The organism is Termitidicoccus mucosus (assembly GCF_038725785.1).
GTDB lineage: Bacteria > Verrucomicrobiota > Verrucomicrobiia > Opitutales > Opitutaceae > Termitidicoccus > Termitidicoccus mucosus.
Map to the genome: position 1 here is coordinate 2,444,362 of NZ_CP109796.1, position 13,374 is coordinate 2,457,735.

The window sequence follows — 13,374 nt, forward strand, 5'->3', positions numbered from 1 at the left end:
AATTGGGGATGATATTATCAGGGCCGGCACAATATTACAAAGACCGCCCGGTCCCCCTGCCCCGCCGCCCTCACGGCACTTCGCCGCGGGCGGCTTCGAGCATGGCATACCATTCGCCACGGGTCAGCGCGAGACGCTCCGCCTCGGCGGCGGCGGCGATGCGCTCCGGGTTGACCGTGCCGAGGACGGGGCGGATGCCGGCGGGATGCCGCAGGAGCCACGCCAGAAGGAGCGCGTCCATGTTGGTGCTTTTTTCGGACGCCATGTTTTTTAAGAAATCAACGAGGTGGCGGTGCGGGTCATCCGCGGGCAGGCCGGGCTTGTGCAGGCGTCCGCCGCCCACGGGGCTCCATGCCTGGATGGTGATGTCGTGCAGGCGGCAGTAGTCGAGCATCCCCGTGGCGAGTTGCGAGGGCACGCCGCGCTGGTTGGCCAGAATGCCCTCGGAAATCAGGGGATGATGGGCGAGGCTCAACTCCAGTTGGTTGGCGACGATGGGCTGGCGGACATGACGGCGGAGGAGGTCGATCTGGAGCCCCGTGTGGTTGCTGACACCAAAGGCGCGGACTTTGCCGGAGGCGTGCAGGGCGTCGAAGGCGCTGGCGACCTCCTCGGGCTCGACGAGGCAATCGGGCCGGTGGAGCAGGAGGATGTCGAGTTGCCCGATGCCGAGCCGTTCGAGGATGCCGTCCACGGAGCGGAGGATGTGCTCGCGGCTGAAATCAAAGCGGTGGGGGTCGCCGGAGCCGGACTCGTCGGCGAAACGGATGCCGCATTTGGACTGGAGGGTGAGGCGCCGGCGGAGCCCGGGATGGGCGCGCAGGTATTCGCCGAAGACGAGTTCGGATTTGCCGTGGCAGTAGATGTCGGCGTGGTCGAAAAAAGTCATGCCGGCGGCAAGCGCCGCGTCGATGGCCGCAAAGGCGGCGTGGCGCTGCCCGTCGGTCAGCGGCGAGGAGTCCCACCGGGCGCCGAGGCGCATGCAGCCGTAGATGAGACGCGAGGAGGGCGTGTTTTGCGGAGCGGTGGCATCGGCGGTGGCACTCATAAGGCATCGTGAATGTGACGGGCCCCGGGATTTTGGCAAGGCTGCCGGCGGCAGGTCGATGCCTGTCATTTCAGGAAGGCGGGGCCATCCCGAGGATTGCCTCGACGATGAACCGCCCTCACCATGCCAGACACCCCGCGCCTTTGCGCGCGGGGAGCTTTATTGATATGAGAACCATCAGACAATAATCCGCCATAAAATATTCCGAAATCAGCATCATGAACCAGACAAAGATAAAAAAGTTAATCGTATTGATCGCCCTATCCAGCCTCGCTTTGTGCGTTGCGAATGCGCAAACCTTCAAGGGCAGCCGCTGGACCGCCAGAAAAGCCGGGGACGCCTACATCGTCAGCATACAGGACAAATCAAGCATTGTGGAGGCATTGACCGACTTCGTCACCTCCCGGAAAATCCAGGCCGGGCAAATCACCGGCATTGGCGCCACCAACGAGGCGACCTTGCGTTTCTTTGACCCCGCGACCAAGAAATATGCCGACAAGGTTTTTAAGGAGCAGATGGAGATCTCCAATCTGTCCGGCAACATTTCCGAGGTGGAGGGCAAGCCCGTGCTGCATTTGCATATTACACTTGGGAGAAGGGACTACACCGCCCTGGCCGGTCACTTGCTGGATGCAAAAATCCGCGGGGCCGGTGAATGCTTCGTTTATCCGATGGATGCCAAAATCATCAAAGTGAAAAACGAGGAGGTCGGACTTAATTTCTATGATTTCGAACCATAAACAGCCGCGGGCAAACGCGCTTGTCCGCGGGCGGCCCGTCGTTAACATATCGAAAACATGATATCTTTATCCATTCCCGACTATGGCGATATTGAGCTAAAGCATGTCGTCAGCGACTACAACGGGACCCTTGCCGTGGACGGAATCCTTATCGAAGGCGTCGCAGATGCCCTGCGCACGCTCTCGGAACATATCGAAATCCATGTCGTCACGGCCGACACTTTCGGCCTGGCGAAAGCCCAGCTTGCCGGTCTCCCCGTCACCTTGGTCATCGCACCGCCGGAAAACCAGGCCGACACCAAGCTCGATTATATTCGAAAGCTGGGGGCGGCGAATGTCGTGGCTATTGGAAATGGGAGAAATGACAGGAAGATGCTGGAGCATGCCGCCCTTGGCATTGCCTTGATCCAGAAGGAAGGGGCGGCGGCGGAGACTTTGCGCAGTGCCGATGTGGTCAGCACAAGCATTCTCGAGGCGCTCGATCTGCTGAGTAACACCAAAAGACTGAAGGCCACATTGAGATCATGAAACGGACGAACCCGGCGATGCTGCGAGGGCGCGACGCCGGATTTTTCCACCCTATGGAGGCCATGCGTTATGGGATGGCTTCACCTCACCGCGGCCTTGGCCGGCCTGGCCGTGTCCACGCTGACCACCACCGACATGCCGGGGACGAGGTCGGCGGCGAGCGGCTGGTCCTCGTCGATGGCGATGCGCACGGGCAGGCGCTGCGCGATCTTGGTGAAGTTGCCCGTGGCATTGTCGGCCTTCAACACGCTGAACTCGGAGCCGGTCGCCGGCGAAAACTCCTCGATGCGGCCGGTCAGCCGCGCGTGGCGGAATGCGTCCACGGTGAACGTCACCGGCTGGCCGGCCCTCATGCCGGAGAGCTGGTTCTCCTTAAAATTCGCGCTCACCCATTTTTTCCCGGGCACGAGCGCGGCAAGCTGGGTGCCGGGCGAAACATACTGGCCGAGACGCGCCCCGATCTCCCCCAGCTTGCCGTCCTGCGGCGCGACGATGCGCGTGTTTTCCAGGTCTATCTCCGCGAGCGCGAGGGCGGCCTCCGCGTTTTTCACCGCCGCCTCCAGCCCGTCGCGCCCGACAATGATCGATTGCAGGTCCTGCCGCGCCACCTCCAGCGCCGCCCCGGCCTGCTGCAAGGCGGTGCGCGCGCGGTCGAGTTCAAGCCTTGCCTGATCGTCCGACGAGCGCGACGCCGCCCCCGATTGCAACAACGATTCCACCCGCCCCGCGTTCAACTCCGCCGTCCTGAGCGCCGCCTGCGCGCCGGTGATCTGCGCCTCGCACGAGCGGATGCGGGCCTCGGCGGCATGCCCCGCCTGCTCCGCGCCGGCGAGGTTCGCCTTGTGCCCGGCGAGGGAGGCCCGCGCCTGCTCCAGTTTCTGCCGGAAAATCCGGTCGTCGATTTGTATGATCAGGTCGCCCTCCCTCACCTTTTGATAATCCCGCACCGCGACCTCCTTTATATAACCGGCGAGCTGCGGGCTGATGAGGGTGACCTGTCCGCGCACATAGGCGTTGTCGGTGGTCTCGACCGCGCTGGCGAACGGCGGCAGGCGCCAGGCGTGCAGCACCAGCAGCGCGCCGGCGACGGCGGTGAACACTATGATATAAGTGGCGGGCGAACGAAACGCTTTCAGCATGACACGGGCTCCCCGGTTTTATTGGTTGGAAGGAAAAATTTCATTTTCAGTTGAATATAAGCCGAGCGCAGCAGCAGCACGGCCAGCGCCGCGCCCGCGATGACGGAAATCGCCAGGAACACGTCGTTGTAAGCCAATATATAGGCCTCGCGCGTCGTCTGCTGGGAAAGCAGCGCGAGCCCCTCGGCCTTGAGCAACACGCCGTCGGTCAGCACCCGGCCATAGGCGGCGGAGAGCTGGCTCACCCGCCCGGCGACCAGGGGATCCGCCATCACGATGCGCTCGACGAGGAGGCTGGAGTGGAATTTCTCGCGGATGGTCACGAAGGTGTTGAGGAAGGACGAACCCATGAGCCCGCCCAGATTCTGCGTGAACAGGAAGACGACGATATAACTGGTGATGTAAGTAGGCCCGCGTTTCAGCGCCGCCGCGATGCCGGCAGTCATCACCGACGGGAGGAACAGGACGCTGCCAAAGGCGATCAGCGCCTGGCTCATATACATGTTTTCGGGCCGCGTGAGACTGGTCGCTTGGCCGTCCATGCAGGCGCCCGCACAGATGCACAACAGCGAGAGCATGTGTATTCGCCGGATGCGCTCGGGTTTCAGGATCGCGCCCGACACGAGCCCGCCGGCGGCCATGCCCGCCAGGATCACGAGGTATAATCCCCTGCTCTGCTCGTTGAGCAGCCCGATGCTCTGGAACAGGCCGGCGGCTCCCGTGGTTTGCTCCGAAAGCACGATGCGGAAGACCAGGGCGACCAGCGCGAAGCGCAGCATTTCGCCGCTCAGTAGCCAGCGCACATTGACCAGCGGCGTGTCGCGGTGGACTTCGATCACCGCCGCGGCGCCGATCGCGACCAGGGCCGCCGCCGCGCACCACCCGAGCCACGGGGACTCCAGCCACCAGTAATCGGGCTGCCGCCCCATCGTGAACACGACGGCGAGCAGCCCGAAGCCGATTGCAATCAGGGGGAACGTGATGGCGTCCTTCCAATGCAGCACCTTGGCGCGCTGGATCGTTGTCAGCGGCAGACGGTAGATGGCGGCCAGCGCGAGCAGCGCCAGCCCCACGTCCATCGCATACAAGGCCTGCCACCCGCCGATATCCAGCAGCGGCGGCGATATCAGCCGGGCGACCATCGGCATCGAAAGCGAGCAGGTCAGCGCCATGCTGAACCCCCAGGTCCGTTTCAGCGCCGGCGGAAACGCCTCCAGCATGTATAAAAACCCGAGCGAGGAAATGGCCGGGCCAACCATGCCCGCTAGGAAGCGCACGGCCATGCCCGAATATATATTGTGCGGGATGAGATGCAGGAGCGACGCCACGACAAACACCACGATGCTCGGCTCCGCAAACCGCCGCAGCCCGAACTGCGTGCGCACCTTTATCAGGATCAGCGTCATGCTGGCAAAGGGCGCCATGTAGGCCGCGACGAACCAGTTCATTTCCGTCGTGGTCGCGCCAAAGGCGCCCGCGAGCTGGGGAAGGTTGACCGGAACGAAGTTCATGCCCAGCCCCTGGGTGAAAATCAGCAGCACCGAGGTGGCCGCATAGATCACCGGACGCAGGCGCGGATTGATGACGGCGGCCTGTTCCGCGATTTCTGATGGATTGGATGGGTTTTCTGACATTCGATTCATGCGAGGCCGGATGCCGCGCCGCTTGCGCAAACACGCTCCAGCATCCTAGAGTCCCGGGCGCATCGCCCGCCTGCGCCTAGGCCGGGGTTTCGAGGTTGCCGATGACCACTTCCAGCACGCGGACCGCCGCGCCCAGGTCGCGCGACGCGACGCCTTTCAGCATGTCGCGCCCCAGGGCGTTGGAAATCTCCTCCAGCTCCGCGACCTGGCGCCTGGCGGCCGGGGTCAGCACGATCTGCTTGGCCCTCCGGTCGCCGGCGATGGCGCACCGCCGGATAAGCCCCTGTTTTTCCATGCCGTCGAGCAGCCGGACCACGCTCGGGTTTTCGATTTCCAGAAAGCGCGCCAGCCCGGTTTGGTTGATCCCCGGGGTGTCCGAGATGCGGAGCAGCGCGCGCGCCCGCGAGAGCGTCAGCCCCCGCTTGCTCACGATGCCGTCATAAGCGGTCCGCATCCGCCGGGCCGCGATGGACAGCGCGGTCATGAAACGTCGTTCCATGGGCAGGCCGGATTTATTCATAGGTTCCTAAAAGATGCATGGCTAACTATTAGTCAAGCATGCATTATGGCGGACGAAAGCGGGGGCGGGCGCGCCCCGGGGTCCTTCCAGTTTCACATGAGGCTTACGAAAAAGGGCTTGGCTTGGGCGGGTATGGCCCCAAAATTGCACCGTTCGGCGATGCGAATGACCGGGTGGCGCAGCCGCCTGCCGCGCGTCATTTGGGTCGTTGCGTGGCGTCCTGCCCCGGCAGGGCGTCGCAATCGGGGCGCCGCCTCCCGGGGCGGTTGTCATCGCGCCCCCGCGCGTGTTTTGCGCGCGGACGGCATCCTCCGATATGCGCCCGCGGGCGTGTGTCATCACACCATCCCTCCATGCAAGACCAGGATATCTCCCTTCTTCCCACCCTCCCCGACCCGTCGGGCCTGCCGCGCATCGGCATGGTCTCGACCCACGGCTACGTCGCCGCCGCCCCGCCGCTCGGTGCGGCCGACACCGGCGGACAGGTCGTTTACGTGCTGGAACTCTCCAAGAAACTCGCCCAACTCGGCTTCGAGGTGGACATCTGGACACGCCGTTTCGAGGACCAGCCCGCCATCGACATCATCAACGACCGCGTGCGCGTAATCCGCGCGCCCTGCGGCGGGCGCGAGTTCATCGGCAAGGAATACCTCTACCGCCACCTCGGCGAGTGGGTCGAGAACGCCCGCGCGCTCATCGCCCGCCACGGCCTGGCCTATCGCTTCCTCAACAGCCACTATTGGGATGCCGGCTTCGCCACGCAGAAGCTCGCCGCCGCGCTGGGCGCGCCGCACATCCACACGCCGCACTCGCTCGGCCTCTGGAAAAAACAGCTCATGGAGCGCGATTTCCCCGAGGACGCGGCCAACTTCGAGCAGAAATACAATTTCACCGGGCGCATCCGCCACGAGACGGAGATTTTCCGCGCCAGCTCCGCCGTCATCGCCACCACGCCGCCGCAGGTGGACCTCATCGCCGAGGGCTATGGCGTGCCCGCCGCGCGCGTGCACATGGTGCCGCCCGGCTACGACGACAACCGCTTTTACGCGGTCAGCGCGCCGACCCGCGACACCATCCGCCAGCGGCTGGGCTTCGAGGGCAAGGTCGTCCTCGCGCTCGGCCGCCTCGCCCGCAACAAGGGCTACGACCTGCTCATCGACGCGTTTGCCCTCGTCGCGAAACGCGTCCCCGACGCCGTGCTTCACCTCGCGGCCGGCGGCGCGCAGGAAAACACCGAGGGCGAGCAGGCGATCCTCGACGAACTCGCCGCGCAGGCCGCCGCGCTCGGCCTGTCCGGCCGCGTGCGTTTTGGCGACAGCTACATCTCCGAGGCCGATCTCGCGGACTACTACCGCGCCGCGGATGTGTTTGTGTTGAGCAGCCGCTACGAACCCTTCGGCATGACCGCCGTCGAGGCGATGGCCTGCGGCACGCCCGCGGTCGTCACCACGCAAGGCGGCCTTTACCGCGCGCTTACCTACGGGCGCCACGCGCTCTACGCCGACTCCTTCGACCGCGAGGACCTGGGCATCACCATCACGAAAGTCCTCCGAGACGAGCGCCTCGCCGCCCGCCTCTCGCAGATGGGCGCGCATAAAGCCCGCAGCCTCTTCACGTGGACGGGCATCGCGCAGCAACTCCTCAACCTCACCGAGGCCCCGGCCGGCGCGTCAGGCGACACGGCGGACAAGCCCCTCACCGGCACCAACGATCCATGGGCGGACGACGACGATTGAAAAGGCCAACCCCCGGAGAACTTGCGCGCTCCGCAATCCATGAACAAAACCGGGCCGGGCGCGCCTCCCTTTGTATCTTTTTTATGAATACCGATATCCCCGGCCTCGAATTTATTGCCTCATGAAACTTTTCAGCACCGACCTCGACGGCACGCTCCTCGGCAATCCCGAGGCCACCAACCGCTTCAACACCGCCTGGCGCGGCATCCCCGCGGCCAAACGCCCGCTGCTCGTTTACAACAGCGGACGCCTCATCGCCGACATGCGCGCGCTCGTCGCCGCCGGCACGCTCGCCGAGCCCGACTACCTCATCGGCGGCGTCGGCACGCAAATCCACGATTTCCGCGCCGGACGCGACCTCGACGACTTCGCCGCCACCCTGGCCGAGGGCTGGAACCGCGACCGCATCGAGGCCATTGTCGCCGCGTTTCCCGGCGTGCGCCCGCAGGCGGACGAATTCCAGCACGCCTACAAATCGAGCTGGCATCTCGACCATGCCACCCCCGAGCAACTCGACGAACTCCAGCGCCGGCTCGGCGCAACCGGGCTGCCCGTCGCGCTCGTCTATTCCAGCCAGCGCGATCTCGACATCCTCCCGCGCGGCGCCAGCAAAGGCGACGCCCTCCGCTGGCTTTGCGAACGCCTCGGCATCCCGCTCGACGAAGTGCTCGTTGCCGGCGACACCGGCAACGACGCCAGCATGTTCCGCCTCCCCGGCGTGCGCGGCATCATCGTCGAGAACGCCAACCCCGAGCTTTTCAGCGCCACCGTCGACATCCCCTGCTACACCTCGCGCCACATCCTTGCCGACGGTGTGCTCGACGGCCTCGCCCACCACGGCGTCATCCGCCGCGCGCCTTCCGCCGACGACACCGGCATCCCGCGCGAGCGGATGCAGCCCGAGTTCCGCCTCCTCTTCACCGGCACCAAGCTCGGCTCGCTCAACGACGACGAGAAAAACCTCATCACCACCGCCTACGAGCACGCGCTCATCGCCGTGCGCAAAAACATCACCCCGCTCGGCTTTTCCGCCTGCTCGCTCGACGACAACGCCGTCACCGGCACCGACGCCAACTACCGCTCCGTCTGGGCCCGCGACGGCGCCATCACCATTCTCAACACCCTCGACCTTGACGACGCCGACATCCGCGCCGCCCAGCGCGCCACGCTCGAAACGCTCCTCCGCGCCACCTCGCCCGCCGGCCAGATCCCGGCCAATGTCCGCATCGACGACCACCGCCCCGACTACGGCGGAGTGGGCAACATCTGCTCCATCGACAGCGGCCTCTGGGTCATCATTGCCTGCTACAACCACCACCTGCGCACCGGCGACCTCGACTTCCTGCGCTCGCAGGCCGACCGCCTCCAGGTCGCGATGAACTGGCTCAGCGCGCACGACAGCAACAACGACGGCCTGCTCGAAATCCCCGAGGCCGGCGACTGGACCGACCTCTTCGGCCGCTCCTACAACGTCCTCTACGACGAAATCCTCTGGTATCGCGCCAACGTGTGCTACGGCCGCATCCTCGAATTTCTGGGCGACACGGCGCGCGCCGCCGATTACCTCGGCTGGTCGCAGCGCATCCGCAGCCGGATTCTGGATGCGTTCTGGCCCACCACGCGCATGGCCGAGCCCGCCGCCATGCCGACCGCGCCCTCCAACCGTTTCGCCGACCGCCAGTTCGGCCTCGGCGACACCCAATACCTGCTCGCCGAGATCACACCCTTCGCCTTCAACTGGCGCTGCGACGTGCTCGGCAACATCCTCGCCAGCCTCATGCACCTGCTCGACATCGAGCGCGCCCGCACCGCGTTTCGTTTCATGTGGGGCGTCGGCGTCAACCAGCCCTGGCCCGTCGCCAACCTCTATCCCGTCGTGCAGGCCGGCGACCCCGACTGGCGCGCCTACTACACGGTCAACCTCCTCAACCTTCCCCACCATTACCACAACGGCGGCATCTGGCCCTTCATCGGCGGCATGTGGGTGCGTTTCATCCACCGCCTTGGTTTCCACGAGGTCGCCTGCCGCGAACTCGTGCAACTGGCGAAGCTCAACCGCCTCGGACGCGACCGCGAGTGGGAGTTCAACGAATGGGTGCACGGCGTGACCGGGCGGCCGATGGGCAAGGCCTACCAGGCGTGGTCCGCCGCCTCCTTCATCCGCGCCTGCCACGAACTCGAAGCCGCGCCCGGCATCGGCGCAGGCCAGCGGGATTGAGCCTGAAAAGAGGTTTTAACCGCGAAGGACACGAAATGCGCGAAGCATGTCCGGAAACCTTCGCGCGGCAGCGCGCCGTAGCGCAGGCATCCTGCCTGCCGTCGTTATTTTATCGCGCGAAGCGCGGTATTCTTTTGGGAAGGAGAGAAAAAGTCAGCGGCGCTTCGCGCCTTCGGTATCGACGGCAGGCAGGATGCCTGCGCTACGGCACGAGGCGTGAAAGCCTCACTTTGCAAAGGCGACGCGGATGGCGTGGTTGATGGCGGGGATTTGCGCGGAGCCGTGGTTGTCGTCCTCGAAAACGTAGAGGGTGTTTTCCAAGCCGACATCGGCGAGCGAGGCGGAAAGCTCGCGGGCATTGTCCACCTGGCGGCGGGCGATGACCCGTTCGGCGCGGTGGGCGGGTTGCCGGCTTGGGCGGGGCGTCTGTTCCAGCGAACCGACCGTGATGACGAGGCGCGGTGATGTATTTTTTTGTTGGATACTGGAAGACCGGGCCTTCAGGAACGCGTCGCGCTCGGCGAGGATGCGGCGGTGATTCCACCAGATGGACGGGCTGGACGCGACGTAGCGCTGGAACGCCCCGGGGCGGGTGAAGAGCGCGTGCAGGGTGAAAAGCCCGCCGTAGGAATGGCCGAAGAGCGTCTGGCGCGACGGGTCGAGCCTGAACCCGGCGGCGAGAAGCGGCTTGAGTTCGTTTTCGATGAAGTCGAGGAAACGGTCGGCCCCGCCCTGCTTGCTGCCGGAAAAATCGCCGGTGTCGGACAGGTCGGGCGCGGGCGGGGTGTAGTCCTCGGCGCGCGCGACGAGGTCGAGGTCGCCGGAGACAGGATAGCCGATGCCGACGACGATGCCGGGATGGATGCCGAGCGCGGCGCCGCGCTCGCGCCACGACCGGCTGATGAGCGCGGCGAACGGGAACGTGCCGTTGCCATCGAGGACATAGAGGACCGGAAACCCTTCGGCGGGCGGAGGCGTGTCGGGAACGGAGATGAAAATGCGATAATCCCGCCCGGTCGCGGACGAGTGAATGTCGCGCTGGCGGCCTTGCACGAAGGCGGGGCAATCCCGCCATTCCGCGGATGAGGCGGCGGATAGCGGAAGGGCGCAAAACAACGCGGCGGCGATGAGGAGCGGGAGTGATTTCATGAAGGAACAAGGCCAGTTGCGAATGAGATTGGCGCCTTGGAGGGCGCAGTCGGAGGGCGGCGGGTTGCGTGGATTGCGTGGCATGGGCGTCCCCGCCCATGTTTTTCCGGGGATGGCGGCGCGGAGCGCCGCCGCACGGGCGAGTCGCCCGTGCCACTCGACCCGGCGGGGCGGCGCAAAAAGTGCCATTTCAGTTCGCATATGGTGTAATACCATTTCCGAACCATTTTCACACTTATCAGGGTAGGGCGAGGCGTCCCCGCCGAGCCGCAGGCCGGCAACGGCTCGGCGGGGACGCCTCGCCCTACCCAAAGGGGTGATTTTAATTGGGAATTGGTACAAGGGCATCGCTTGGGAAACGCATGCGGGGCCGGGAGCGCGCAGGTCACCAGTTGTAGCGGACGCTGAGCGAGACGTTGCGGCCGGAGCCATACCAGGCGGCGCTCGGCGCGGTGGAGGTGGCGACGTAGCGCTTGTCCGCGAGATTGGTCGCGCTCAGGCGGAGGGCGGCGCCCTTGAGCGCGGGGAACTTTTTGCCGAGGTCGTAACTGATGGCCGCATCGACGAGCGTATAGCCGGGCACCTTGATGGTGTTGGCGTCGTTGCCGTAGCTTTCGCCGACGTAGCGCACGCCCGCGCCGGCGGTCAGGCCGTCGAGCGGGCCGGAGGAAAAGACGTAGGAGAGCCAGAGGGAGGCCATGTCCTCGGGCACGGCGGAGGGCGCGTTGCCCTTGGGCGGCGCGGAGGGAGAGGCGGAGTTTTTGGTGATTTCAGGGTCGAGGCGGGTCCACGTCGCGATGGCGTCGAGATTTTTGACCAGCGAGATTTTGCCCTCAAACTCGATGCCGCGGATGCGCACCTCGCCGACCTGCACGGAGCCGACGCCGCCCGGATCGGCCATCACGCGGTTGGTCTCGGTGAGCTGGAAAAGCGAGAGCGTGAGCAGCGCGTCGAAGGCGGCGGGTTTGTATTTGAGGCCGGCCTCGTATTGCCCGCCCTCGGTGGGTTCGCGCAGCGGCTGGCCGGAGGCGTCGGTGCTGGAATAAGGGGCGGAGTCAAACGAGGTGGCGTAGCTGGCGTAGGGCGCAAGGCCGTTGTCGAACAGGTAGAGAAGCCCGGCGCGCCACGTGACGGAGTCGGGCTTGATGTCCACTTTGCGCACGGTGCCGTTGCGGTAGGAGATCGTCTGGTTGACATCATATTCGTCGCGGCGGAGGCCGAGCGTGGCGCGGAAGCCGCCGAACGAGGCCTGCTCCTGAAGGTAGAAACCGATCTGCCGCTCGATCGTGTCCTGAAGGAAGGACTGGGCGGGATTCGCGCTGAAGCTGATGCCGGAGTAAACGGGATTGTAGATGTTGATGGACGGCGCGGTGCCGATGAGCCGGGTGTGCTCCCAATCGCTGTAGAGAAAATCGAAGCCGGTGAGGACGGTGTGCTTCACGCCGCCGGTCGCGAATTTGGACTGGAGATGAGTGTCCACCGCGATGCCGTCGGTCTCGCCGTAGCCCCAGGCGGAACGGCGCGTGTAGTCGCCGGCGGGCGTGGCGTCGCCGGTGCCGCCGACGATGCCCTTGTAGTCGGTCTTCACGTGCGAGTAGCGGAAATTCTGGCGGAGCGTGAAGGTGTCGTTGAAGACGTAGTCAAACGCATAGCCGGCCGCGTGCTGGTCGCGGTCAAAGTTGTTCCAGGTGGGTTCGCCGAGGAAGGTGGAGGGGTCGATGTAGCCGTGGTCGCCGGGCTTGAGCGTGCCGGTTTGCGGGAGGAACTGATAGGTCGAGCCGCCGTTGTCCTTTTGGTATTGGGTGAGGAACGTGAGCGAGGCTTTGTCGGTGATTTTCCAGGTGAGGCTGGGCGCGACAAAGATGCGCTGCAACTCGGTGTGATCGACCTCGGCGTCGCCGTCGCGAAACAGACCGGCGACACGGTAGAGGAGCCGATTGGACGAGGTCAGCGCGCCAGAGACGTCGAGGGTGGCCTGGATGGTGTCGTAACTGCCCACCTGCAACTCCACGGAATCCTTCACGGCCACGCCGGGACGCTTGCTGACGAGATTGACCAGGCCGCCGGGCGCGACCTGCCCGTAGAGCACGGCGGAGGGGCCTTTCAACACCTCGACGCGCTCGAGGCCAAACAGGTCAAACTGGGCGCGCGTCCATTGCCCGCCGCTCGGCGCGCGCAGGTTGTCGAGGTAGGTGTTGCTGGCGAAGCCGCCCGCCTCGAAGCCGCGAACCTTGAGCGTGTCCACGCGGCTGTCGATGCCCTGAAACTCGGCTTGCACGCCGGCCACGTAGCTGACGGCGTCGGTGAGACGCTGCACGCCGCGCGCATCCATTTCGTTGCGGCCGATGACGGTCAGCGACTGCGAGGTCTCGACCAGCGGCGTGCTGGTCTTGGTGCCGGCAAGACTGCGGTCGGCGACAAACAACTCCGAAAAGAGGCGGTCGCCCTTGACGGTGAGCCGGTCGAGGGCGACGACCTCGGCATCATGCGAAGCGGACCCGCCGGAGCCCGATGCGGCGGTCGATTGGGCCGCGGCCGGCAGGCCCGAGGTGAGCAGCGCGGCGAGCAGGATTCCAAGTTGAGAAACGGGGCGGATGCGGATGACGGATTTCATGCGGAAGGGAATTATCCCAATTCGCAGGCGGCAAAATCC

Annotated in this window: 10 protein-coding genes; 4 read left to right on the forward strand and 6 right to left on the reverse strand. The window is 65.2% G+C overall.

Going from position 1 to position 13,374, the window contains the following annotated elements; genetic code table 11:
• Positions 1-70: 70 nt before the first annotated feature.
• A complete protein-coding gene (locus OH491_RS08350) occupies positions 71-1,048 on the reverse strand; it encodes an aldo/keto reductase (protein WP_068772210.1) in 978 nt (325 codons plus the stop codon).
• Between the two features lie 218 nt (positions 1,049-1,266).
• On the opposite strand from OH491_RS08350, the gene OH491_RS08355 reads away from it, so the two are divergent.
• Together OH491_RS08355 and OH491_RS08360 are read left to right on the forward strand one after the other, a co-directional pair.
• Positions 1,267-1,788 carry a PPC domain-containing DNA-binding protein gene (locus OH491_RS08355; RefSeq protein ID WP_068772209.1) on the forward strand — a complete coding sequence of 174 codons (522 nt, stop codon included), beginning with the start codon at positions 1,267-1,269 and terminating at the stop codon, positions 1,786-1,788.
• Positions 1,789-1,845: 57 nt separating this feature from the next.
• Positions 1,846-2,316 (forward strand): HAD family hydrolase, encoded by a 471-nt coding sequence (locus tag OH491_RS08360; RefSeq protein WP_068772208.1) that lies wholly within the window; start codon positions 1,846-1,848, stop codon positions 2,314-2,316.
• Positions 2,317-2,396: 80 nt separating this feature from the next.
• Here OH491_RS08360 and OH491_RS08365 read toward each other — a convergent pair whose 3' ends face one another.
• From OH491_RS08365 to OH491_RS08375, 3 genes are all read right to left on the reverse strand, one after another.
• Positions 2,397-3,455: an HlyD family secretion protein gene (locus tag OH491_RS08365; RefSeq protein ID WP_068772207.1), complete on the reverse strand. Its 1,059-nt coding sequence runs from the start codon at positions 3,453-3,455 to the stop codon at positions 2,397-2,399.
• The gene (locus tag OH491_RS08370) at positions 3,449-5,089 is read right to left on the reverse strand and encodes an MFS transporter (RefSeq protein ID WP_084442532.1); all 1,641 of its coding nucleotides are present in this window, start codon (positions 5,087-5,089) and stop codon (positions 3,449-3,451) included. Before OH491_RS08370 ends, OH491_RS08365 begins: the two co-directional genes overlap by 7 nt.
• 85 nt (positions 5,090-5,174) lie before the next feature.
• Positions 5,175-5,618, reverse strand: coding sequence for a MarR family winged helix-turn-helix transcriptional regulator (locus tag OH491_RS08375; RefSeq protein ID WP_068772206.1), 444 nt, complete (start codon positions 5,616-5,618; stop codon positions 5,175-5,177).
• 353 nt (positions 5,619-5,971) lie between these two features.
• Between OH491_RS08375 and OH491_RS08380 the strand changes: the two genes are divergently transcribed.
• Together OH491_RS08380 and OH491_RS08385 are read left to right on the forward strand one after the other, a co-directional pair.
• The gene (locus tag OH491_RS08380) at positions 5,972-7,354 is read left to right on the forward strand and encodes a glycosyltransferase (protein WP_068772205.1); all 1,383 of its coding nucleotides are present in this window, start codon (positions 5,972-5,974) and stop codon (positions 7,352-7,354) included.
• Between the two features lie 121 nt (positions 7,355-7,475).
• The gene (locus OH491_RS08385) at positions 7,476-9,572 is read left to right on the forward strand and encodes an HAD-IIB family hydrolase (protein ID WP_068772204.1); all 2,097 of its coding nucleotides are present in this window, start codon (positions 7,476-7,478) and stop codon (positions 9,570-9,572) included.
• A gap of 225 nt (positions 9,573-9,797) precedes the next feature.
• Here the strand turns inward: OH491_RS08385 and OH491_RS08390 are convergent, their stop codons facing one another.
• Complete coding sequence (locus OH491_RS08390; RefSeq protein ID WP_068772377.1) at positions 9,798-10,721, reverse strand: alpha/beta hydrolase; 924 nt, start codon at positions 10,719-10,721, stop codon at positions 9,798-9,800.
• 385 nt (positions 10,722-11,106) lie between these two features.
• Entirely contained in the window at positions 11,107-13,335 is a 2,229-nt protein-coding gene (locus OH491_RS08395; protein WP_334319585.1) for a TonB-dependent siderophore receptor, read from the reverse strand.
• Between the last annotated feature and the right edge of the window lie 39 nt (positions 13,336-13,374).